The following is a 21,297-nucleotide window of genomic DNA, read 5'->3' on the forward strand; positions in this document are numbered from 1 at the left end:
AAACTGGGGCCAAGCACACAATCTGTTTTTCAGGGGTAGTCGGAAGTTGGTCGTGAAAAGTTCCGGGCTCCATGTGGTTAGGTACCGATTCGAGCGTCAAGCCAGCCGTAGACGAGCGCCTCCACCCGTGCGATCTGCTCGTTGTCGGCAGCGCCAGCGTGGCCTCCTGCAGTGTTCTCGAAGTAGTCCACCGGATGGCCGGCTTGTGCGAGGGCGAGGGCGAAAGTACGCGCGTGCGCTGGATGAACGCGGTCATCTCGGGTGGAAGTAGTTACGAGTGCTGGCGGGTACTCCGCGTCTGGGGAGATGTTGTGCAGCGGCGACCAGGTCTCGATCGCTGCGCGCTCACCGGGGATGTCCGGATCCCCGTACTCAGCCATCCAGGAGGCCCCGGCGGACATCGTGTGGTAGCGCAGCATGTCAGTCAGGGGAACCTGGATGACAGCGGCACCGAACAGCTCCGGGTACTGGACCAGTGCCCCTGAAGTGAGAAGTCCACCGTTCGAACCGCCCCGAATCCCGAGCTGGTCAGGGGTGCTGTAGCCGCGCGCGACAACGTCCTCGAGCACAGCTCGGTGGTCCTCCCATACTTTGTGGCGGTTCATCTTCACGACTTGAGAGTGCCATTCCGGCCCGAATTCTCCGCCACCACGCAGATTCGGTTGAACAAAGAAATATCCTTTCTCTAACCACGCGGCACCGCGAACGGCGGAGTACCCGGGTGTGAGTGACACTTCGAAGCCGCCGTAGCCTCCGACAAGGGTGGGGCGTGCACCGAGGGAGAAGTCACCGGTGATGAAATAAGGAATCTCTGTCCCGTCCGTGGAGGTGGCCCAGTGTTGACGGGTCTCGAGGCCGGTGGCGTCGAACAGGTCGGGTGCCCGGCACACTACCTCCCCGTTTCGCAAAAGTGACGGCGGGGTAGTGAACGAGGAGGCGTTGATCCACACCTCATCGCCGTCGAGGGGACTGGTGCCGACCACGTTCGCAGTCGCAGCTTCCGGAAGATCCAAATCCGTGCGCTCCCACGTGCCCAGCTCAAATGAGCTGATGCGTGTCACGACATCGTCGAGGGTGGTCACCAAAACCGTAGAAGCGGTGAACGAGATGTCTTCCACAGTCGTTCCGCCCACCAGAACCTGCACGTCTCGGTCGCCGGCAAGGAAGCTGTTGAGGTCAATGACACCGAGTTCGCCGCTGGCTAAGCCTGCGAATTCGGTGCGGGGAAGCAAGAAAAGCCATTGGCGGTGGGGGATGGGGGTGCAGTCGGAGGGGACGTCGATAAGCGTGCCGTCGATGTACGTGTGCTGGTTGTAGAAATCGAGCGCGCGCATGAAAATCGTGCGTTTGGATCCGGGGGTGTGATCGCGGTACGCGCCGACCGCGACATCGGAGCGTTCGCCACGGAATTGCACTTCGGCGTCGGCCAGATTTGTGCCCCGGTGCTACAAACGCACCTCGACCGGGTAACCGGACGTCGTCAAAGAGTCTCCGCCCAAGTCCGTGCCCACGAGCAAGGTATCGCGGTCAATCCAGCTGGCCTCGGATTTCGCCTCCGGGAGCTCGAATCCGCTGAACGTGAGTGTGGCTAAATCGAACTCGCGCACCACGACAGCGTCGGACCCGCCGCGTGACAGCCGAACAAGCGCGCGGTCACAGACGATGGGGCGAACGGAAGCACCTTTCCACACCCAATCCTCACCCTCGGACGCGGAAAGTTCATCGATGTCGAGAAGAAGCTCCCACTCGGTGTCTGCCGCGAGGAAGCGTTCTAGAGTTGTCCGGCGCCAAAGGCCGCGGGGATGAGCATGATCGCGCCAGAAATTGTAGAGATGGCCGCCACGGCGGGTGACGTAAGGGATCTTGTCGTCGGTGTCGAGAACCCCGCGAATCCGCCGAGCCAAATCGTCTGTGTCGAGCGCTGATTCTGTGAGGCCCGACCACTCCTCTGCCCAGGTAAGAGCTGCGCGCCCGGTGATGTCATGCAACTCAGCGGGGTCGATAGTCAGATCGGGGACGGGGGAGCGAGTGGAATCTTCCATACAGCCACCCTAAGACCTCGCCGTCGTTTGCCGAGCTAGCGATGCAGTGATGACAACGATCGGGCAAAGAAAAAGACTCCGGAACGAGCAGATTCCGGAGTCTTTGGGTGGTGCTTAATTGTTACATTTTGAATGCCGGCTTGATGGTCTTGTTCCAGGAGGTTTCCATGTCCATGCGCCAGAACGGCCAAGAGTGGGTGCCCACGTTACGGAACTCGTAGTGCGCCGGAATGTTCAGGCTGTCCAGCTTGGCTTTGAGATCGTGGTTGCAGCTGTTGATTGCAGCTTCGATCACACCTCCCTCGACCTGGAGGACCATGGATGTTTTGTAAGCTGCTCCTAGGCTGGCACCCTGAGCAGCGAGGTAGCCGACCATGTCCTGCTCCGCAGCGAGACCTGTGGCGGTGGAAACATAGAGCTCCGTGCCACGCAGTTTGTCCGCGTTCAGGAGGGCGTCGTTAGCGCGGTTGTACGGGCCACCCATGGGCCCCCACATCTGCTCCGGGGTGACCGTCTGGAAATTCGCGGCCGAACCAGCGCCACGGTTCACAGTCAGGCGGGCGAAGTTGTACGCGGCCGGAGAAGATGTAGCGGCGCATCCGGAGAAGCTTGCTGCCGCATCGTAGAAACCGGGGACTTTTTCCGGGAGCAGAAGGGCAGAGGTACCGGACATTGAGAAGCCGATGATCGCGCGACGGTTGTCCGCACCAAGGCGCTGCTCAATCGGCCCCGGCAGTTCCTTGGTCAAGAATGTTTCCCATTTCTGGGGGCCCTTGAAGTAGGCAGCCTTCGGGGTGTTCAACCAGTCGGTGTAGTAGGAGAACGCGCCCTCCATCGGGATGACGACGTTGACGCCCTTCTTTTCGTAGAACTTCTGCGTCTCCGCGTAGGTCAGCCAGTCAGAATTCTGTTCCGCGCCGCCCGCACCGTTGAGCAGGTAGATCGTCGGAGCGTTTTTCACCAGCTCGCCCTGAGCGTTGCGGGCCGGGATGACTGCAACTGGGATGTCACGTCCCATAGATGGGGAGTGGACCCAGAAAGCCCAGACCTTATTGTGGTCGACGCTGTTGACCCACTTTGCAGTCTCACCGGTGAGGACCGCTTGAGGGGCAGGGTGCGCGTTCCAATTCTTGACCGTTCCCACTGCGGCGTTGCCCGCCGCTTGTTGAGCACTGACGGGAGCTGCGCTTACCGTATTCGCGGATGCTGCGCCGAAAGTGAGCGCCGTAGCGGCCGCGATCGCGGCGACGGAGCGGAAGAGCTTCATGTCTAAGAATCCTTATTTGTTTTGACGGGCTGTTTCAATGACACCCCAGCCGATATGGTTCCACTCCGAATTTCGCTGCGCGAACGCATTCCGTTACCGCTACGCGTATACACGCCTAAGATTCTTGGAGTGTCCTTGACTCTAACCTTGGGCCAGCTGACGCACAACCGATAATTCCGTTCCAGTTGTGTCGGATGTTAAACGTGTTACGATCCGACCTGCGTGTGTTGTCGTTCGGTAGCCTCGGACAAAAATTTTTCGGGCAATGTCGTAACGAGGACGCAATCCAGCGCGAAACACCCAACGAAACGAACGCGGGCGACCCACTCAAATTTTAAATAGCTCGGAGCCGCACTCAGGAGATGGCTTAGTGGGTGCCCCGACAATGACTACGGCAACAGAAAAGGACACTCTTCATGAAGAACACCCCGCTGAACCCCATCGAGCAGATCCAGCTGATGATCAACGAGTTCTTGGGTGGCCTCACCCACCAGCTGTCTTCTACCTCTTCCACGATCGCTCTCGGCCTAGGCATGTTCTAGGACGACGCCCAAGCGAGGACACTCAACCGGCCGGGCTTCCGATCTTTCGGGGCCCGGTTTTCGATGGGATTATTCTCTTGCCTTTTTCAGTTGCCGGTTAGGGTTCAAGCCACTCCGAACGCAGATTACCGTGTCGGGAACAGATAGCCTCCCACGACACCGGGTTCATTTTCACGACCATTCGGCGGTCACAGAGGGGGCAGATGCGGGGCGCATCGTAGGGGCGAGCCGGATCATGAGGTAAGTGGATCTCGCCGCTCAGGACGGCGTCGGCAAGCTCCGTGGAGTCTGGGATTCGCATTAGAGGGACTTCAACGTGCTGTATAGGACACCGTGATCGGCGCGGTGCGATTGGTCAACGGGTTTAATGGAGAGGTTTAGTCTGGACTCCATCGCGTGGTCGATCGCGTCTCGGTCCTTTTCCATCGGGCGTCCGAACGTTGTGAGGTAATTCCCGCCGATGATGGCGTTAGCGCCGCCGAGCAAGCCGGATTCCGTGCCGTCGTCGCCGAGGGCAAGCTCTGTGCCGCCAGCGAAACGCAGTTGCGTCGACGGCATGGCGAGACGCAACGCGGCAACCATTCGGAGGGCTTCTCCTTGGGGAACCAGAGGACGGTTGGCGAACGGCGTGCCGGGACGAGGATCGAGGAAGTTTATCGGGGTCTCGTGCGGGCCGACCTCCGCGAGCTGCGTCACGAATTCTGCGCGCTGCTCGACGCTCTCCCCGAGCCCAATGATACCGCCGGAACACGTCTCCATTCCTTCAGCTCGGACATTCTCCAAAGTGTCCCTGCGCTCCTGCCAGGTGTGGGTAGTGACCACGTTGGGAAAGAACGACTTCGCTGTTTCCAAGTTGTGGTTGTAGCGCATTACACCCATCTGTGCCAGCCTGTGAGCGTCTTCACGAGTGAGGGTTCCCAGTGAGGCGGAGATTGAGATGTCCACTTCGTTTTCGATCGCGATGACAGCCTGTGCAACCTGGTCTAATAGAGATTCAGATGGGCGCTTTACAGCCGCGACTATGCAGAATTCTCCGGCGCCCATCTTCTTCGACTGCTTCGCTGCCTCGACGAGTTCTGCGGTGTCGAGGGTCACTGAGCGCACGGGTGATTCGAACAGGCCGGACTGGGAGCAGAATTTGCAGTCCTCCGGACAGCCGCCCGTTTTGAGGGAAACGATGCCCTCGAGAGAAATCTCGACACCGCAGTGACGGATCCGCACTTGGTGTGCGAGGTCCAGCAGATCCTGCAACCTATCGTCTTCAATCATCAGGGCTTTATAGATCTCCTGCTGATTGAGCCCTTCACCATTCTCGAGGCATTTCTCTCGAGCAATGTCGAGGATAGAGAGGGAGTTCTGGGTATCTCGGGTGTCAGGCTTGTTCTGGGAAACCGGTGGGACCATAACGATTATGCTAACAAATCGATCAACTAATAGCAGCATAGAGGCGGTTTTGAACACCGTTTAACGGTCTGGCCTCACCAGTTAGTGATTCCGGGGGTCGTCAGCCGCAACGATCAGCAGGCTGTTTGCGGCCGGTATCGAAGCTGGTCTTGCGCGGTCCATCTTTGAACTGGGCGCTCGCGGATTTTCCTATAGGCGGGTAAATGGAATGACTTGGCGCGAAGCACCATGATGTCGTCGAACTCGTGCGTTGCCGCGAGCGGGATAATTAGAGATGTAGATAGCCTTGTCACAGATCCTTCGCTGATTCTTGAAGAGGCTGCGTTAATCACGCCAAAGGTTGGCCGAATATGTGGGGCGATGGTCCGTCGCAGCGCTTTATTGCGCACGCACGTATCCTAGTGGGCGTGGCTAATGAACATTTTGACGTTGTAGTACTTGGCGCTGGCCCTGGCGGCTACGTTGCAGCAATCCGCGCAGCCCAGTTGGGTAAAAAGGTCGCGGTCGTAGAGAAGCAGTATTGGGGCGGTGTGTGCCTGAATGTGGGCTGCATCCCGTCGAAGTCCCTAATTAAGAACGCTGAAGTGGCGCACATCTTCAACCACGAGGCGAAGACGTTCGGCATCAAGGGCGATGTTTCCTTCGAGTACGGGGACGCGCACAAGCGTTCCCGTAAGGTATCGGAGAAGATCGTCGGCGGCGTTCACTACCTGATGAAGAAGAACAAGATCACCGAGATCAACGGCCTCGGTTCCTTCAAGGACGCAAACACGCTGGAAATCACCGAGGGCGAGGACAAGGGTAAGACTGTCTCCTTCGACGATTGCATCATCGCGACCGGTTCCGTGGTGAAGACGCTGCCGGGGATTGAGCTGTCGGACAACGTGGTGTCCTACGAGGAGCAGATCCTCAACCCGGAGGCCCCGGAGAAGATGGTCATCGTGGGTGCCGGCGCGATCGGCATGGAGTTCGCGTACGTGCTGTCCAACTACGGCGTGGACGTCACGGTCGTCGAGTTCATGGACCGCGTTCTGCCGAACGAGGACAAGGATGTGTCCAAGGAGATCACCAAGGCGTACAAGAAGCTCGGCGTGAAGATCCTGACGGGTCACGCGACAACGGCTGTGCGCGACAACGGTGATTCCGTCGAGGTGGACATCCAGAAGAAGGGCTCGGACAACACGGAGACCATCACCGTGGACCGCGTGATGGTGGCTGTTGGCTTCCAGCCGCGCACCGAGGGCTTCGGCCTGGAGAACACGGGCGTGGAGCTCACCGACCGCGGCGCGATCGCGGTGGACGAGCGCATGCGCACCAACGTCGACGGCATCTACGCCATCGGCGATGTCACCGCGAAGCTGCAGCTCGCCCACGTCGCTGAGGCTCAGGGCATTGTCGCGGCTGAGATGATCGCTGACGCTGAGACCATGGAGCTCGGCGACTACCAGATGATGCCGCGCGCCACCTTCTGCAACCCGCAGGTCGCATCCATGGGTTACACCGAGGAGCAGGCTCGCGAGAAGTTCGCGGACAAGGACATCAAGGTCGCCACGTTCCCGTTCTCGGCCAACGGCAAGGCATTGGGTCTCGCGGAGTCCCAGGGCTTCGGCAAACTGATCGTCGACGGCGAGTACGGCGAGATCCTCGGTGCGCACTTGGTCGGTGCGAACGTGTCCGAGCTCCTGCCGGAGATCAACCTGGCGCAGCGTTTCGATCTCACCGCCGGCGAGATCGCTCGTAACGTGCACATTCACCCGACGTTGTCCGAGGTGCTCAAGGAGATCGCGCACGGCGTCGAGGGCCACATGATCAACCTGTAGCGCTTTCGCTTATCGACGCTTCTTGGCCGCCCCCGCTGGTTCCCACCAGCGGGGGCGGCGTTTCTGGCTACAAACGTTTTGCCATATCCGGGTAGTTAAAAACTACTCCGTCTTCGTCGACCGTGAGCTGCACATCTACCCCTCGCGTGCCGCTTTGGTACCGTACCGTCTGCTCGTCGATCGAGCTGTAGTACTGGTCCGACGCGATGACCCTCAGCGACGGCATGTCGATCCACGCCATAATCAGTTTCGTCTCCGGCACGTTCCGGGTTAGAAGGTCGAGGCGTCTAATCGGCATGGTGTTGGTTACCGGGCAGAGACCGAGGTCGCAGTCCAGTGCGGCATTCAAGTCCTCGCCGGGCACGATGCCAGGCGCCATTTCCGGGCCAGCGAGCTCGGTTGGCTGAGCGCCACTTACTGAAGTCCTACTCGTCCACACACCGTCCGCGTCCCGCTCCAGCTCAAGATGCCGGTTCCACCCTTCGCCGTGCACGTGGACCTGGACGGCCTGTGTTTTCCAGTCATCTAACGCTTCGAGCACCCACCGGGCCGAATACCCCGTGCCCGTCTGAATTCCGTGAGCCCTCAGCCCACCAGGCTCGAACGAAACCTCTGCCTGGTTTTGGATCTCTGGTCCATCTGGGTGTTCCCAGTAGTAGTCACGCTCCATGCCGGCGAGCCTAGTCAGATATACAACACCCGGCCCCGCTATCTCACGTTCGAGATAGCGGGGCCGGGCGGGCGTGCGGCGGGGTTAGCCCTTCTGGGTCGGGTTGTCGGTGCGGTCGACAGCGGCAGCGAGAGCTGCGAGGGACTCTTCCATGGCGGAGTCGTCGAAGTTCTCCGACATCTTGCGTACCGCGTCAGACTCGATCTCGCTGCGGTCGTAGGTCAGGGTGACGGAGGTGCTGTCCGCGCCCTCGGAGGAGAGCTCATAGAGCCACTTCGCGCCGACCTCGATGTCGGCGGTGAGGTTCTTCAGGTTCTTCCAGCCGATGACTTTGTTCTCCTGGAAGGCGTACACCTCGTTGCGGGTCTGGTAATCGCCGTCTTCCTTGGTCATGTTCATGACGAAGATGTCGCCGACCTTCTCCAGCTTCGCGTCGGTGTCGGCGGAGACGACCATGCTGGAGTTATCCGTCTCTGCGTGGCGGGACGGATCAGAAAGGATCGCGAAAATGTCGTTGGCGGATGCGTCGATTACTCGGGTTGCAGAATTCGTATCGGTCATGTGCCCCACTGTAACGAAGAGTGGCGGACCGCGAGCACCGGTGGATAAGGGTGAACTAACAAACCAAAGTTCGACACCCTTCGGGGTGATGCTTGTGGGGTAGTGCGCGAAAGGCTCACTGAGGTGCGCTATTTCACATTTCGCGCATTGCGCCAACGTCGAAAAGCTGTTGCTGATGTGAACTGGGGTGTTGGCGACGCATCGGCAAGCGCGCGAGGCGAATGCGCCGCGTGCGGGGCAGGCGCGGGGGTGGCCCGTCGCCACGAGTAGTGAGGAACCTTCGGTTAATCGTAAAGTTGAATCGACACTGGAGGTGCCATGACTGTTCAACATGCAGATCGTGACGCAATTCGTCACGGCAAAATCACTGAGGAGCCGCTCCGCGAACGGCCCGGAGTGCCTACATGGGCACTCAAACTCACAATGGCCGTCACCGGCCTGATTTTCTTCTTGTTCGTCATCGGCCACATGGTCGGTAACCTCAAGATCTTCATGCCTGACCACGGCCGGACCGCTGCCATCGATGAGTACGGCACGTTCCTGCGTGAGATGGGCCAGCCCCTGTTCCCCGGCAGCTCGCTGCTGTGGATCATCCGCATCGTCCTGCTCGCCTGCCTCGTGCTGCACATCTGGGGCGCGTTCACCCTGAAAGCACGGTCGAGCAAGTCTCGCGGCAAGTTCCGCCGCACCAACCTGATGGGCGGCCTGCAGTCCACGGCCGCTCGCTGGATGGTCGTCACCGGCGTCATTCTGCTGCTGTTCATCATCTTCCACCTGCTGGACTTGACCATCGGCGAAGTTGTCGCGTCCGATGCGTTCGTTCACGGCGCAGTGAAGAACAACCTGATTGCCACGTTCGCACCCGGACGCTGGCCGGTGACGCTCTTCTACGTCATCGCGATGATCGCACTCTTTATGCACCTCACTCACGGTGTATACCTGGCGGTCTCCGACCTGGGCTGGCTGGGTAAGCGCGGCAACGCCATCATGGTCGTGCTCGCCTACTGGATCCCGGCCATCGTGGTTATCGGCAACATTGTGATGCCTTTGGCCATCGCATTCGGAATGGTGTCATAGGAAGGGCTGGAGGAACGTCAATGACTACTGCATACAACGCGGGCAACGAGAAACCGGAGAAGGCTCCCGCTAACGATGTGAACGACTTCACTAACCCGCAGTCGAAGGCCGCCGGTGTCGTTCCGGGCAACATCCTGGAGAACAACGAGCCTAAGGGTATCCCGATGCGCGACATGTGGACTTACCAGAAGGACCACATGGAGCTCGTCTCCCCGCTGAACCGCCGCAAGTTCACGGTCATCGTCGTGGGCACAGGCCTGTCCGGCGGTGCCGCGGCTGCCGCCCTCGGCGAGCTCGGCTACAACGTGAAGAACTTCACCTACCACGACGCTCCGCGCCGTGCGCACTCGATTGCTGCTCAGGGTGGCGTGAACTCCGCCCGCGGCAAGAAGATGGACAATGACGGCGCGTACCGTCACACCAAGGACACCGTCAAGGGCGGCGACTACCGCTGCCGCGAGTCCGACTGCTGGCGCCTCGCCGTGGAGTCGGTTCGTGTAATCGACCACATGAACGCCATCGGCGCTCCGTTCGCCCGCGAGTACGGCGGTGCGCTGGCTACCCGTTCGTTCGGCGGTGTGCAGGTGTCCCGCACCTACTACACCCGCGGTCAAACAGGCCAGCAGCTCCAGCTGTCCACGGCATCCGCACTCCAGCGCCAGATTCACCTGGGCAACGTGGAGATCTTCACCCACAATGACCTGGTCGACTTCATCATCACTGAGAAGGACGGCAAGAAGCGGTGTGAGGGGATTGTCACCCGCAACCTGATCACCGGCGAGCTGGTGCCGTTCACCGGCCACGCTGTGATTCTGGCCACCGGCGGGTACGGCAACGTGTACCACAAGACCACCCTGGCGAAGAACTCCAACGCCTCGGCCATCATGCGCGCCTACGAGCACGGCGCATACCTGGCCTCCCCGGCGTTCGTGCAGTTCCACCCGACGGGTCTGCCGGTCAACGCGAAGTGGCAGGCGAAGACGACGCTGATGTCGGAGTCCCTGCGTAATGACGGCCGCGTGTGGGTGCCCAAGGAACAGGGTGACGACCGTAACCCAGCCGACATTCCCGAGGAGGAGCGCGACTACTTCTTGGAGCGCCGCTACCCGGCATTCGGCAACCTCGTCCCGCGCGACGTGGCTTCCCGCGCCATTTCCAAGGAGATCAACGCCGGCCGCGGTATCGGCCCGCTGAACAACGCCGCCTACCTGGACTTCGCGGACGCTATCGAGCGCCTGGGCAAGGACACCATCAAGGAGCGGTACTCCAACCTCTTCGAAATGTACGAGGACTCTATCGGTGAGGACCCGTACGAGGTGCCGATGCGCATCGCGCCGACCGTCCACTTCACCATGGGCGGCCTGTGGACCGACTTCAACGAAATGACTTCCATCGACGGCCTGTTCGCCGCCGGTGAGTGCTCCTGGACCTACCACGGCGCGAACCGCCTCGGCGCGAACTCGCTGCTCTCCGCGTCCGTGGACGGTTGGTTCACCCTTCCGTTCACCATCCCGAACTTCTTGGCCGGCCACCTCAACGAGGAAGTGCTGAGCTTGGAAGCGGACGAGGTCACGGCGGCCGTGAACCGCTCCCAGGATCTCATCGACCGTTTGATGAACGTCAACGGTGAGCAGCCGCACGGTCCGGACTACTACCACGAGCAGCTCGGCGCGATTCTCTACGAATCCTGCGGTGTGTCCCGCAACGTGGAGCTCATGGAAAAGGGTCTGAAGAGCGTGCGCGAACTCCGCGAGGACTTCTGGGCCAACGTGAACATCCCGGGCGATGCGATGGACATGAACCAGACCCTGGAGAACGCGATCCGCGTCGCGGACTACATCAACCTGGGCGAGCTCATGATCGTCGACGCTCTCGACCGCGACGAGTCCTGTGGTGCCCACTACCGTGAGGACCACCTCTCCGAGGACGGCGAGGCAGAGCGTGACGACGAGAACTGGTGCTTCGTCTCCGCATGGGAGCCGGCAGGCGACGGTAAATTCATCCGCCACGCTGAGCCCCTGTACTTCGATTCGATCCCGCTGATGACAAGGAACTACAAGTAATGAAACTGACACTTGAGATCTGGCGTCAGGCCGGACCCGACACCGAGGGCAACTTCGAGACCGTGCAGGTCGACGACGCCGTCGAGCAGATGTCGATCCTGGAGTTGCTGGACCACGTCAACAACGCCCGCGTCGAGGCAGGCGAGGAACCGTTCACCTTCGCCTCCGACTGCCGCGAGGGCATCTGCGGCACCTGCGGTGTGTCGGTCAACGGCCGCCCGCACGGCGCCGGCCAGAACACCACGGCCTGCCTGCAGCGCCTGTTCAACTACAAGGATGGCGACACGCTCCGCATCGAGCCGTTCCGTTCTGCCGCGTTCCCGGTGATCAAGGACCTCACCGTGGACCGCTCGGCCCTGGACCGCGTGATGCAGCAGGGCGGCTACGTTTCGCTCCAGGCGGGCACGGCCCCGGATGCGGATACGCTGCACGTCAATCACCAGACCGCCGAGAAGGCGCTCGACTTCGCTGCCTGCATCGGTTGTGGCGCGTGCGTGGCTGCCTGCCCGAACGGTGCTGCGCACCTGTTTACCGGCGCGAAGCTCAGCCACCTGAAGCTTCTGCCGATGGGCAAGGAGGAGCGCGGCAAGCGCGCACGCCAGATGGTCGACGAGCTGGAGACCAACTTCGGCCACTGCACCCTCTACGGCGAGTGCGCGGATGTCTGCCCGGCGGGTATTCCGCTGGAGGCTGTCGGCGCAATCAACAAGGAGCGCGCACGCGCGGCCTTCCGCGGCAAGGACGACTAAGAACGGGGGCCACATGGCCCCGGTAGGCGGACAGCAGGGTCTTTCGACCGGCCGAGCCCGCCTATACTGAAAGGCATAGCTGCGGAAGCAGCGCTTGAATCACGGGCACACCTGCACAAGGAAAGAGAGACAGTTCCATGAGTGGACACGGAGGACCCGCACCCGTTGCGGACATTTCGGCCGAAAGCTTCCCGGAGTACGGCACGAGCATTCAGGACGGTTACGTCGACGGCTACGAACCGGTGTCGCTGGCGGCGCCGCACTCCTCGCTGGTCAAGCACATCACCTGGGTCGGCATGGCGCTGATCCTCGCTTCCCTGGCGGGATTCGGCACCCTGATCTACGGTGCGGCAACGAGCATCTGGGGCCACGGTGCCAGCACCGACATTTCCCAGACTGTGCTGATTGTGGGCGCTGTGCTCACAGCAGTGACGCTCATCGGGGGCTTCCTCACCATCCGTGCCGGCCGCTCCGGTTACCGGGACTACCGCAAGGCCACTGGCCGCCGTAACTAAGTCCTTTCCCTTATAAGGGAGCCCGCAGAACCCCCGGCTCGCGCGCGTGCGTGAGCCGGGGGTTCTTTTGCGCTTTAATCGATGCATGGCTAAGCATGCATTGGACCAAGAAGGGGAACAGGGGACGTCGATAAGCCGGCTTGCTGTTCCCGGGCCTTCGCCTGAGGTGGAAGCGGAGCGTCGTCGTTCGCTGCGGATCCACAAGACGTGGGTGACGGGGCTGCTCGTGCTGGCCGCTGTGATCTACATTGCGTGCGAGTGGTGGATCACCCGTGGTGGCGTCGCGGGCTGGGCGCCGTATGTGCGTGCGGCAGCTGAGGCCGGCATGGTCGGGGGTTTGGCGGATTGGTTCGCGGTGACGGCGCTGTTCCGGTACCCGATGGGTATCCCGATTCCGCACACGGCGCTGGTGCCGAAGAAAAAGGACCAGATTGGCGGGGCGCTCAGCGAGTTCGTGGGAGAGAACTTCCTCAACGCGGAGCTGATCACGGAGAAAGTCTCCGAGGCGAATCTGGCGGATCGTACGGGTGCGTGGCTGTCGCAGGAGGAGAACGCGGAGAAGGTCTCGGAGCAGGTCGGCCGCTTCACGGGCAATGCTATCGCGGCAATCGATCCAAAGGACGCGGAGGCGTTGATTAACCACCAGGTGCTCGACCGGCTCGCGGAGCCCGCCTGGGGGCCACCGCTCGGACGCATGCTGGACGGGCTCATTTCCGACGGCAAAGTGGAACCCATCGTTGAAGACATCATTTCCTGGGGCCGTGCGAAGGTAGGCACGATGGAGGAATCCGTCGTGACCATGATCGACGAGCGGATGCCCAACTGGGCTCCGAGGTTCGCGAAAGAACTCGTGGGGGAACGCGTCTACCGTGAACTGGCGGACTTCATGTGGGAGATCGACACCGACCCGAACCACGCGGCACGCCAGGCGATTCGCCGCACCATTGCACAGTTCGCGGCCGATCTGCAGTTCGACCCGGACATGCTCTCGCGTGTCGAGGAACTCAAAGGCGACATCATGGGTTCCACGGCCGCGAAGTCCGTCGCGGGGGAGCTGTGGGCCACCGTTTCGCAGTCGCTTATCGACGCCTCCTTTGACCCCGCTTCCCCGCTCCGCCGCCGCGTAGCTGAGCTGGCGAAGGAATGGGGCGGACGCATTGTCGAAGAGCCGGAACTGCGCGAATCTTTGGATCAGAGAATTGAAGGCGCTGCCCGCTTCGTTGCCGACAATTACGCCTCTGACATTACGGCGATCATCTCCGACACCATTGAACGCTGGGACGGCCGAGAGGCCGCCGACAAGATCGAGCTGATGGTGGGCAAGGACCTGCAGTACATCCGCGTCAACGGAACGATTGTCGGTGCACTTGCGGGCCTGGTTATTTACACTGTGACGCAGATACTGTTCTAGCTTTTCCGATTCTGCTTTCCGCTTCAGTCAACCTGAGCCCCCAAAGGAGACCACGGTGACCGACAACACCGCCAACCCAAATAATTCCGCCAACGTTAACGGCAACGCCGACGGTGAGGACAGCATTCTCAACACTCTCAAAGGTGCTGGTGAAGCATCCTTGAATGCGTGGTCCCGGCTGGGGGATTTGGCCGGTGAATTCGGCCGCAATTTCCGTGCCGACCGCGATGCCGATATCTCCGGTGGCGCTCACGCTGCTGACACCGAGGATCTCACCGACGACCACGCTGGTTTCGGCGACCAGTTCAAGGCCGCCATTGCGAATGCCCGCAAGGCGTATGAGGGGGCGGAGAATGATCGCGATTTCCGCGCCGCAGCAGCCTCGCTGGCTGGCGATGCGGAGTCCATCTTCCGTGATTTCGCAGGTAGCGTCACGCGTGCCGTCGACACTGCCCGCGAGTCGGATGAAGCCGATAAGATGAAGTCCGCGTTCCGTGACGCCGCCGATGAGGTGCGCGAGTCTTTCAACGTCGCGGTGAGCCAGGTGCGCAATCGCGGTGGCGAGGGCGCTGGGGCCGCGGATGCGGAGAACACCGCGAACGCATCCGACACTTCAGACGCTTCGAAGGCCGCGCACGACACTGAGGACATCATCGCCGACATGCGTACGCGTTTGGATAACATGATCAACCGTTTCGGGTCTGTCTTCTCCTCCGGCGAGTCCGAATCGCCCGTGCCGGGCAACGGCTCCGATGCAGAGCGCAAAGAAGCCTCCGATATCATCGACGGCGAAGTGGTCGAGGACCACGGATTCGACGCCGGTAATTCCTCGGAGCCTGGTACCGGTACGAAATAATTTGCCCTCTATTCGCCCGCGGCTGCGGACAGATCATCCGCAGCCCCTACCCCTTTTAAGGCAGGACCGATTACCCGATGACGCTGACCCAGTTGCCCGAACTCTCCCTTGAGAGCTGGATCGTGCTCGCACCTGCAATGCTGCGCATGTTTCTCGCAGCGATCGTAGGCGTCGCGGGGATCGTCGGCGCAGTGCTGGCCGGCCTCACCCGTCCTGATGCCTTCGAGGCGGGGGACCGTATGCCCAAGATGGCGTGGGTAGCCATCTTGCTTTTTAGCGGTATCGCGTGCCTGAGCGGTATTCCATTCCTCGCCTTGATCGGCTGCATTTTCATCGGGCTGTACTTCTTCGATGTGCGCCCGCAGCTGAACAACATCCTTCGCGGCAATTACGGCTGGTAAATCGGGCGCGTAACGGGAAATGACGGATGGAGGCGAACTCGCCTGGCTTTCTGGTCGGGTGGGCAGAGCGGACTACCACTTGTTCTCAGATGTGGCCTGCCCGGAAGCGAGTGAGTTCGCGCAACTCGTTGACGGCGCGGGTGCCGGTATCGTCTGCGAACCGACCCAGATCAGACAGGCGAAACGAGCCACGCCTGATGCTGGCGGCGCGACTCATGTCATCGCATTGATCGGGTGGCCGACCGGGCGTCACCACAGCCTGATCAAGGCGGCGGAGGCGCGTCTGGCTGTTGAAGAAGGCGCTGATGAAGTGTGGGTGGCCGTTGCTGTGCCAGGGTTGGTGGACACCGACACCATCAACGCGGTGCTCGCCGATGTCATCGCTGTGAGCCAAGTGGTGGAAGAGCCGACGCGGTTCGGGGTCACCTTTCCGGCTTCTCTCGGCGCACGGGCTGTCCATCAGCTCGCGGATGCGGTGGGGAAGGTGGGGGTCGATGCGGTGGCAGTCGGCGTCGATAAGCCAGGCGCTCTCGATCTACCGTCTGTGCCATGCGGCCTGGCGGTGCACGGACGCGTGCATACGCTGGATGCGGTGGCGGACGCCCTGTTGGCAGGCGCTGACCGAGTGTTTCCCGTGCGTGGTTAGACTGGTAGCTGCCTCAGGTGTACTTGCTCGCCAGAGACTGTGATGCTGAACCCGTTGTCCACAACGTGGAAATCCTGTACCTGCAACGGCCCCACAATATCTTGGTTCAGGCCATTTTGAAGCGCGTCACTGACAGCCTCGGAGAAGAAATCGGGCAATTTACGGCCCAGGATCTGAGTGGATTCAGCGATGAAGGACATCTGGCCGTCTTGGACTTGTGGGCGCAATTCCACACCGAAGGCCCCGTTAGAGAACGTGACGTTGAAGGTGCCATCGGCCGGGTTGGTGCGGACATCGGACACAGTGAGAATCTCGTCATACTCGGCGAAGCGCCCGTCCTGAGCTTCGTTGAGCGAGTGTTGCAACTCTTGCTGGAGCATGTCTCGCACCAAGGCCTGGGGGAGTTCAGTGTGGAGGACTAATTCGTCGGCGCTGGGGTCGTCCTGGTCGAGGACAAAGCCGGTGGCGTTGATGGTGGCAGGCGGGTTTCCCACGATTTCGTCGCTGTCCGGCACCAAGGTCGACGGCACGTCAATGTCGAGGTGCTGAAGTTTCCCGCGCGCGATCCCCAGCAGAACCGGGGAAGCCCCGAAATGCACGGATGTCTCTTCGCGCATGTCTACGGTTTCCGGGGCAGAGTCCCGGACACTGGACCGGATCTGCTGCGCAATGAAAGCGCGGATTCCGATCTCCGCGATGAACAGCAAGATGACGAGTCCTGCGACGATGCCCAGAGCGATTTTCCAGCCCCGGCCTGAGGAAGTGCGGGTCATAGATGCCAATTGTGCGCGACATCACTCGGTTTTGACAACCGCGAGACCAGCTCATGGTGCCGCAACTTAGCTGGTCGGAGCCACAGCGGACCAATCCACAGTCAATGTGTTGTCGCGTATGCGGCGGCGCACAGGTTCGACCGGCCAGCCGGCGGCGAGGAGGAGGCGGTGGGCCTCCCGCCACCTCACGCGTGGGCCGTGGGGAGCCCATCCGGCGGAGCGTTCCCAGGCCTCGTCGGCTGCGGCGAGTAAGTCGTGTACGGGTTCACCGGGAACGTTGCGGTGGATGAGCACTTTGGGGAGGCGTTCGGCCACATCGCTGGGACGTTCCACATCTTCCGGGTCCCAGGCGAGGGTGAGAGAGCGGGGGCCCGCGGCATCGATAAGCAGCCATGCAGCGCGGCGACCCAGCTCGTCGCACGTGCCCTCGATAAAGAGTCCGCCGGGCGCAAGCCGCGAAGTGACGGTGTCCCACGCGTTCGGCACTTCATCAACATCGTATTGGCGCAAGACGTTGAAGGCGCGAACGAGGTGCGGCTGGTAACCGGCGAGTTCAAAACCACCGAGCTCGAAGGTCACGCCATCCCGGGGCGGCAAGACCCGGTCGGGGTGGATCTCCAAACCGACGACGCGGGTGGCGGGGTTGATCTCTCGCAGCCAGCGGGCCCATTCGACGGTGGTGGTGTGGGATGCGCCGTAGCCCACATCGACGGCCAGCGGTTCGTCGACGCCCGACAATAGCGATTGCACGTCGGGGTTATAGCGCGTCCACCGATCGGAGCGGCGCAGCCGGTTGTAGCCGGTGGTGCCCCGGGTGATTACGCCGTAAGGCCGACCATTCCCGCCCTGCGCGCGCAGGTTGTGGGCATGGTCGGCCATGGTGAGGAACTACCTCGTGCTTACAGGTTCTCGGTGATCCACTTCTCGGTGAGTTCGCCCTCCTGGTTGAACAGGTCCTCGAGGGCTTCTGCGACCTTCGGCTCGATCGCCGGGCCCATGAACGGGATGTTCACGGACGTTTCAGTCTCGTAGTTCAACGTGGTGGTGTCGCCTGCGCCGGCGAGCTTGATGGAGCCGCCGAAGTCGACGGGGGTGCCCTTCACGTCGGCGGTGAACGAGATGTCGGCGTTGTCGCCCTCGAGCGCACCGATATTGATCACGCGCTTGACCTTCAGTGCCTGGGAGACCATCGCGCGCACTGCTTCGGGGAGGAGAGTTTGCGGAAGAACTTCGTACAGGGTGACGGAGTTATCGGTGAACTCGTTGACCTCGCCTGGCTCGGGGGAGAGGTGCTCGGCGATGTAATCCCAGTATTCGCGGGTGGAGTACGCCTTGCGGACCTTCTCGGCAGGCTGGTTGATGGTAACGGTGTTGTCGCTATGAGTAGCCATGTGTCACAGACTACCGTTGTTGTGGTGGCTGAAACATCTGCGACTCATCTGGATTTGGAGCCTTTGGACGGCGTTCGCCTCAAGGATTTGACCACGTTGCGCGTGGGAGGGGCGCCACGTGCCGCGTGGCGGGCACGTACGGCGGAACAGTTCGCGCGCGCAGTCGAGCTTCTCGACGCCGCAGGCGATCCCCTGATCATTCTCGGAGGCGGATCGAATCTCGTGGTGGCTGACGGTGACCTTGATCTGACCGTCGTGGTCGCGGGCAACGACTCGATCGAGGTGCTGCAAGGCGGTGTGGTGCGCGCCGGCGCTGGAGCAGTGTGGGACGACGTCGTCGCTGCTGCGGTGGAGGCGGGCCTATCCGGCATTGAGACGTTGTCGGGAATTCCGGGGTCAGCGGGCGCGACACCGGTGCAGAACGTCGGTGCCTACGGGGCCGAGGTCTCGGACGTGCTCACCCGGGTGCGCCTGTACGACCGCGAGACGCGGGAGATTGAATGGGTTCCGGCCAGTGACTTAGATCTGGCGTACCGCTATTCCAACCTGAAATTCACCGGTCGCGCTGTCGTGTTGGAGATTGAGCTGCAGTTGGCGCCGTCGGAATTGTCCATTCCTCTTCGCCACCTGGGTGGGGAGCAACTGCCATTAGCGCAAGCACGCGAGGAAATCCTCCGCGTTCGCGCCGCGAAAGGTATGGTCCTCGACCCGCAGGACCACGACACATGGTCGGCGGGGTCGTTTTTCACCAACCCGGTCGTGGCGCCGGAATTGGCCGACGAGATCGCCCGCGCTGTGGAGACTGAGCGGCCGGGCGAGGGGGTGTCCATGCCCCGCTTCCCTCAGCCGGATGGTCAGGTCAAGCTGTCCGCGGCGTGGCTCATCGAGCGCGCCGGGTTCCACAAAGGGTTCCCAGACGAGGATGCCCCCGCCCGGTTGTCCACCAAGCACACTCTGGCGTTGACGAACAGGGGAAAGGCGGGGGCAGACGACGTCGTTAAGCTGGCGCGCACTGTGCGTGACGGTGTGCGCGAGCGTTTCGGTGTCGGGCTCGTGCCCGAACCTGTGTGGATCGGGCTGACGCTCGACTAGCCACCGAGTTTTCTCGCTGGCTGCTCAGTCGCTTTATTAGCTGTCCTCTTCGAGGCGGTGGCGGCCGGCGTCGTCGGCGTCGGTGCCTGCCTCGGCAGCGTCAGCTTCCGGCGTTGCGTCGCCGCGAGATTTCTCCAACGACCAGCCGTTCTCCTTTTCGCCCTTCTCCACCTCTTCCGGCGACGGCTCCTCGGGCGTGCCCTCGGCGTTCTCACCGTCGGCGGCCGTGCCTGCGTTGAGGCGGTCGATGAGCGACTGCTGCACCTCGCGGCGGCGGATCTTGCCGGTCATGTCGCGGTTGAGTTCCTCGAAGTGGTAGAAGGTGCGCGGCACCTTGTACGGGGTGAGGCGCTCGCGGGCGTAATCCTGCAGACCCTGCGGATCCAGCGCGGCACCTTCCTCAAGGGTGACGCAGGCAACGACGTCCTCGGAGCCGTCCTCGCGCGGGCGGCCCACAACGGCGATGTCGGCGATGTCGCGGTGCGCGCGCATCACGTTTTCCACCTCATCCGGGTAGACGTTGAAGCCGCCGGTGATGATCATCTCCTTGATGCGGGAGACCAGGCGGATCCAGCCGTCTTCCTCCATGACACCCATGTCGCCGGTGCGGAAGTAGCCGTCGACGAAAGCCTTCTCGTTTGCCTCCGGCTTGTTCAAGTACCCCTTCATCACCTGGGGGCCTTTGACAATGAGCTCGCCCGGCTCGCCGTCCGGCATCAGCTCAGCCGGGTTGTCCGGGTTGACAATGCGCACGAGCGTGTTCGGGAACGGAACGCCGACGTAGCCCGGGCGGCGGCTGCCGTCCATCGGGTTCGCAGTGACAATCGGGGCGGTCTCGGTGAGGCCGTAACCTTCAACCAGCTTGCCGCCGGTGACCTTCTCCCATGCCTCGACCGTGGAGATCGGCAGGGTGGATGCGCCGGAGAAGGAGTTGCGGATGGACGTCAGCTTCTGACCCTTCTCCTGTGCCGAGGCAGCAATGCGCTGGTACAGGGTGGGCACGCCGGGGACGAAGGTCGGCGGGTTGCGCTTCAGGGCGTCCTGGATGAGGTCCGGTTCCGGAGACGGCAGAAGGGTGATTTCCGCGCCGACCAGCAGGCCCAGGCCGAGGTTGAGGGCGAGGCCGTAGACGTGGAACAGCGGCAGGACCGCCAAGACCTTTTCATCCTCCTTGCCCAGGTCCTTCATCCAGGCTCGGCCAGCCTTCATCTGGTGGTTGAAGTTCCCGTGGGTGATCTGGGCGCCCTTCGGCTCGCCGGTGGTGCCGGACGTGTACAGGATGACGGCCGTGGTGTCCTGGTCGATGTCCGGGTTTTCCAGGTTGTGGCCTTCGCCGCCGATTGCTGCCGACAGCAGGGTCTCGAATGCGATGGTGTCTGGGGCCGGGCCGGAGAGCTTCTTGCGGGATTCGCGCAGCTTCTTCAGCGGCACGTACTTGAGTGCCAGCTCCATGTACTTCGGCATGGCCTTGGTCATGTCGACGGAAACGATGGTCTCCAGCGGAGTGTCATTGCGCAGTTCCGCCAGGTTCTCCACGGCCTTGTCCCACATGACCGCTACGCGGGCACCGTGGTCGTTGAACTGGCCGCGCAGTTCGTGTGCCGTGTACAGCGGGTTGTGCGCGACGACGGATGCGCCGAGGCGCAGGACCGCGAGGAAGGAAATGACGAACTGGGGGCAGTTCGGCATGACCAAGGCGACGCGGTCGCCGGGACGGACACCGAAGGCCTTCAGGCCCGCGGCGCAGCTGCGGACCTGCTTATCCAGCTCGGAGTACGTGATGGTGCGGCCGAAGAACCACATAGCGTTCTTGTAGGACCGCTTGGACAACGTCTCTTCATAGAGGTCCAGAATGGTGTCGTCGCCGAGGTCGACCTCCGGCGGGGTCCACTCTGCGTAGCTCGACAGCCAGGCTTTTTCTTCGAATGCCGACATTGTTCTGCCCTCCATGTAGGTGTCTCGTTGGTTGGTCGTACGGCGATCAGTAAATTCCCGATTGATTTACTTCGACAAAGTA

At 61.7% G+C, this 21,297-nt stretch carries 19 protein-coding genes and 1 pseudogene; 11 read left to right on the forward strand and 9 right to left on the reverse strand.

Features of this window, described 5'->3' with window-relative positions:
* Window positions 1-77: 77 nt before the first annotated feature.
* Both QYQ98_RS06835 and QYQ98_RS06840 read right to left on the reverse strand, forming a co-directional pair.
* A pseudogene (locus QYQ98_RS06835) lies at window positions 78-2,042 on the reverse strand (prolyl oligopeptidase family protein).
* A gap of 121 nt (window positions 2,043-2,163) precedes the next feature.
* Window positions 2,164-3,309, reverse strand: a complete 1,146-nt coding sequence (locus tag QYQ98_RS06840) for an alpha/beta hydrolase family protein (RefSeq protein ID WP_302006134.1) — start codon at window positions 3,307-3,309, stop codon at window positions 2,164-2,166.
* A 416-nt stretch (window positions 3,310-3,725) separates the two neighbouring features.
* Here QYQ98_RS06840 and QYQ98_RS06845 point away from each other — a divergent pair, with 416 nt between their 5' ends.
* Window positions 3,726-3,851 (forward strand): hypothetical protein, encoded by a 126-nt coding sequence (locus QYQ98_RS06845; RefSeq protein WP_302006135.1) that lies wholly within the window; start codon window positions 3,726-3,728, stop codon window positions 3,849-3,851.
* A 300-nt stretch (window positions 3,852-4,151) separates the two neighbouring features.
* On the opposite strand, the gene bioB is transcribed toward QYQ98_RS06845, so the two are convergent.
* Window positions 4,152-5,255, reverse strand: coding sequence for a biotin synthase BioB (bioB, locus tag QYQ98_RS06850; protein ID WP_302006136.1), 1,104 nt, complete (start codon window positions 5,253-5,255; stop codon window positions 4,152-4,154).
* Between the two features lie 407 nt (window positions 5,256-5,662).
* Here bioB and lpdA point away from each other — a divergent pair, with 407 nt between their 5' ends.
* On the forward strand, window positions 5,663-7,075 hold the full coding sequence (gene lpdA, locus QYQ98_RS06855; RefSeq protein ID WP_302006137.1) for a dihydrolipoyl dehydrogenase: 1,413 nt from the start codon (window positions 5,663-5,665) through the stop codon (window positions 7,073-7,075).
* Window positions 7,076-7,142: 67 nt separating this feature from the next.
* Here lpdA and QYQ98_RS06860 read toward each other — a convergent pair whose 3' ends face one another.
* Both QYQ98_RS06860 and QYQ98_RS06865 read right to left on the reverse strand, forming a co-directional pair.
* Window positions 7,143-7,745, reverse strand: coding sequence for a putative glycolipid-binding domain-containing protein (locus QYQ98_RS06860; RefSeq protein WP_302006138.1), 603 nt, complete (start codon window positions 7,743-7,745; stop codon window positions 7,143-7,145).
* A gap of 84 nt (window positions 7,746-7,829) precedes the next feature.
* On the reverse strand, window positions 7,830-8,306 hold the full coding sequence (locus tag QYQ98_RS06865; RefSeq protein WP_302006139.1) for an SRPBCC domain-containing protein: 477 nt from the start codon (window positions 8,304-8,306) through the stop codon (window positions 7,830-7,832).
* A gap of 318 nt (window positions 8,307-8,624) precedes the next feature.
* Between QYQ98_RS06865 and QYQ98_RS06870 the strand changes: the two genes are divergently transcribed.
* The 8 genes from QYQ98_RS06870 to QYQ98_RS06905 all read left to right on the forward strand — a co-directional run bounded on the left by QYQ98_RS06870 (window position 8,625) and on the right by QYQ98_RS06905 (window position 16,024).
* The gene (locus QYQ98_RS06870) at window positions 8,625-9,383 is read left to right on the forward strand and encodes a succinate dehydrogenase cytochrome b subunit (RefSeq protein ID WP_302006140.1); all 759 of its coding nucleotides are present in this window, start codon (window positions 8,625-8,627) and stop codon (window positions 9,381-9,383) included.
* Window positions 9,384-9,403: 20 nt separating this feature from the next.
* The gene (locus QYQ98_RS06875; protein WP_302006141.1) at window positions 9,404-11,446 is read left to right on the forward strand and encodes a fumarate reductase/succinate dehydrogenase flavoprotein subunit; all 2,043 of its coding nucleotides are present in this window, start codon (window positions 9,404-9,406) and stop codon (window positions 11,444-11,446) included.
* The gene (locus QYQ98_RS06880) at window positions 11,446-12,195 is read left to right on the forward strand and encodes a succinate dehydrogenase/fumarate reductase iron-sulfur subunit (RefSeq protein WP_302006142.1); all 750 of its coding nucleotides are present in this window, start codon (window positions 11,446-11,448) and stop codon (window positions 12,193-12,195) included. The genes QYQ98_RS06875 and QYQ98_RS06880 overlap by 1 nt, the downstream gene beginning before the upstream one ends.
* A gap of 137 nt (window positions 12,196-12,332) precedes the next feature.
* Window positions 12,333-12,710: a hypothetical protein gene (locus tag QYQ98_RS06885; protein WP_302006143.1), complete on the forward strand. Its 378-nt coding sequence runs from the start codon at window positions 12,333-12,335 to the stop codon at window positions 12,708-12,710.
* 85 nt (window positions 12,711-12,795) lie between these two features.
* Entirely contained in the window at window positions 12,796-14,121 is a 1,326-nt protein-coding gene (locus QYQ98_RS06890) for a DUF445 domain-containing protein (RefSeq protein WP_302006144.1), read from the forward strand.
* 55 nt (window positions 14,122-14,176) lie between these two features.
* Window positions 14,177-14,977, forward strand: a complete 801-nt coding sequence (locus tag QYQ98_RS06895; protein ID WP_302006145.1) for a CGLAU_01105 family protein — start codon at window positions 14,177-14,179, stop codon at window positions 14,975-14,977.
* Window positions 14,978-15,114: 137 nt separating this feature from the next.
* Entirely contained in the window at window positions 15,115-15,378 is a 264-nt protein-coding gene (locus QYQ98_RS06900; RefSeq protein WP_302007718.1) for a DUF2516 family protein, read from the forward strand.
* Window positions 15,379-15,397: 19 nt separating this feature from the next.
* On the forward strand, window positions 15,398-16,024 hold the full coding sequence (locus QYQ98_RS06905; RefSeq protein ID WP_302006146.1) for a hypothetical protein: 627 nt from the start codon (window positions 15,398-15,400) through the stop codon (window positions 16,022-16,024).
* On the opposite strand, the gene QYQ98_RS06910 is transcribed toward QYQ98_RS06905, so the two are convergent.
* The 3 genes from QYQ98_RS06910 to QYQ98_RS06920 form a co-directional block, all read right to left on the reverse strand.
* Window positions 16,021-16,797, reverse strand: a complete 777-nt coding sequence (locus tag QYQ98_RS06910) for an LmeA family phospholipid-binding protein (RefSeq protein WP_302006147.1) — start codon at window positions 16,795-16,797, stop codon at window positions 16,021-16,023. The genes QYQ98_RS06905 and QYQ98_RS06910 overlap by 4 nt on opposite strands.
* A gap of 66 nt (window positions 16,798-16,863) precedes the next feature.
* Window positions 16,864-17,676 (reverse strand): class I SAM-dependent methyltransferase, encoded by an 813-nt coding sequence (locus QYQ98_RS06915; protein WP_302006148.1) that lies wholly within the window; start codon window positions 17,674-17,676, stop codon window positions 16,864-16,866.
* Window positions 17,677-17,696: 20 nt separating this feature from the next.
* Window positions 17,697-18,188 (reverse strand): DUF2505 domain-containing protein, encoded by a 492-nt coding sequence (locus tag QYQ98_RS06920; RefSeq protein ID WP_302006149.1) that lies wholly within the window; start codon window positions 18,186-18,188, stop codon window positions 17,697-17,699.
* Between QYQ98_RS06920 and QYQ98_RS06925 the strand changes: the two genes are divergently transcribed.
* Window positions 18,177-19,280, forward strand: a complete 1,104-nt coding sequence (locus tag QYQ98_RS06925; protein WP_302006150.1) for a UDP-N-acetylmuramate dehydrogenase — start codon at window positions 18,177-18,179, stop codon at window positions 19,278-19,280. The genes QYQ98_RS06920 and QYQ98_RS06925 overlap by 12 nt on opposite strands.
* Before the next feature lie 36 nt (window positions 19,281-19,316).
* Here QYQ98_RS06925 and QYQ98_RS06930 read toward each other — a convergent pair whose 3' ends face one another.
* Window positions 19,317-21,215: a long-chain-fatty-acid--CoA ligase gene (locus tag QYQ98_RS06930; RefSeq protein WP_302007719.1), complete on the reverse strand. Its 1,899-nt coding sequence runs from the start codon at window positions 21,213-21,215 to the stop codon at window positions 19,317-19,319.
* Window positions 21,216-21,297 lie beyond the last annotated feature (82 nt).

Origin of the sequence: Corynebacterium sp. P3-F1, assembly GCF_030503635.1 — a bacterium.
In the GTDB taxonomy this organism is placed as follows: Bacteria; Actinomycetota; Actinomycetes; order Mycobacteriales; family Mycobacteriaceae; genus Corynebacterium.

Bases quoted from the DNA above. Each gene is read 5' to 3' on its own strand.
- QYQ98_RS06880 (WP_302006142.1), top strand. From the start codon at position 11,446: ATGAAACTGACACTTGAGATCTGGCGTCAGGCCGGACCCGACACCGAG.
- QYQ98_RS06865 (WP_302006139.1), bottom strand. From the start codon at position 8,306: ATGACCGATACGAATTCTGCAACCCGAGTAATCGACGCATCCGCCAAC.
- QYQ98_RS06920 (WP_302006149.1), bottom strand. From the start codon at position 18,188: ATGGCTACTCATAGCGACAACACCGTTACCATCAACCAGCCTGCCGAG.
- QYQ98_RS06885 (WP_302006143.1), top strand. From the start codon at position 12,333: ATGAGTGGACACGGAGGACCCGCACCCGTTGCGGACATTTCGGCCGAA.
- QYQ98_RS06905 (WP_302006146.1), top strand. From the start codon at position 15,398: ATGACGGATGGAGGCGAACTCGCCTGGCTTTCTGGTCGGGTGGGCAGA.
- QYQ98_RS06925 (WP_302006150.1), top strand. From the start codon at position 18,177: ATGAGTAGCCATGTGTCACAGACTACCGTTGTTGTGGTGGCTGAAACA.
- QYQ98_RS06890 (WP_302006144.1), top strand. From the start codon at position 12,796: ATGGCTAAGCATGCATTGGACCAAGAAGGGGAACAGGGGACGTCGATA.
- QYQ98_RS06875 (WP_302006141.1), top strand. From the start codon at position 9,404: ATGACTACTGCATACAACGCGGGCAACGAGAAACCGGAGAAGGCTCCC.
- QYQ98_RS06900 (WP_302007718.1), top strand. From the start codon at position 15,115: ATGCTGCGCATGTTTCTCGCAGCGATCGTAGGCGTCGCGGGGATCGTC.
- QYQ98_RS06840 (WP_302006134.1), bottom strand. From the start codon at position 3,309: ATGAAGCTCTTCCGCTCCGTCGCCGCGATCGCGGCCGCTACGGCGCTC.
- QYQ98_RS06870 (WP_302006140.1), top strand. From the start codon at position 8,625: ATGACTGTTCAACATGCAGATCGTGACGCAATTCGTCACGGCAAAATC.
- QYQ98_RS06845 (WP_302006135.1), top strand. From the start codon at position 3,726: ATGAAGAACACCCCGCTGAACCCCATCGAGCAGATCCAGCTGATGATC.
- QYQ98_RS06860 (WP_302006138.1), bottom strand. From the start codon at position 7,745: ATGGAGCGTGACTACTACTGGGAACACCCAGATGGACCAGAGATCCAA.
- QYQ98_RS06930 (WP_302007719.1), bottom strand. From the start codon at position 21,215: ATGTCGGCATTCGAAGAAAAAGCCTGGCTGTCGAGCTACGCAGAGTGG.
- QYQ98_RS06915 (WP_302006148.1), bottom strand. From the start codon at position 17,676: ATGGCCGACCATGCCCACAACCTGCGCGCGCAGGGCGGGAATGGTCGG.
- bioB (WP_302006136.1), bottom strand. From the start codon at position 5,255: ATGGTCCCACCGGTTTCCCAGAACAAGCCTGACACCCGAGATACCCAG.
- QYQ98_RS06910 (WP_302006147.1), bottom strand. From the start codon at position 16,797: ATGACCCGCACTTCCTCAGGCCGGGGCTGGAAAATCGCTCTGGGCATC.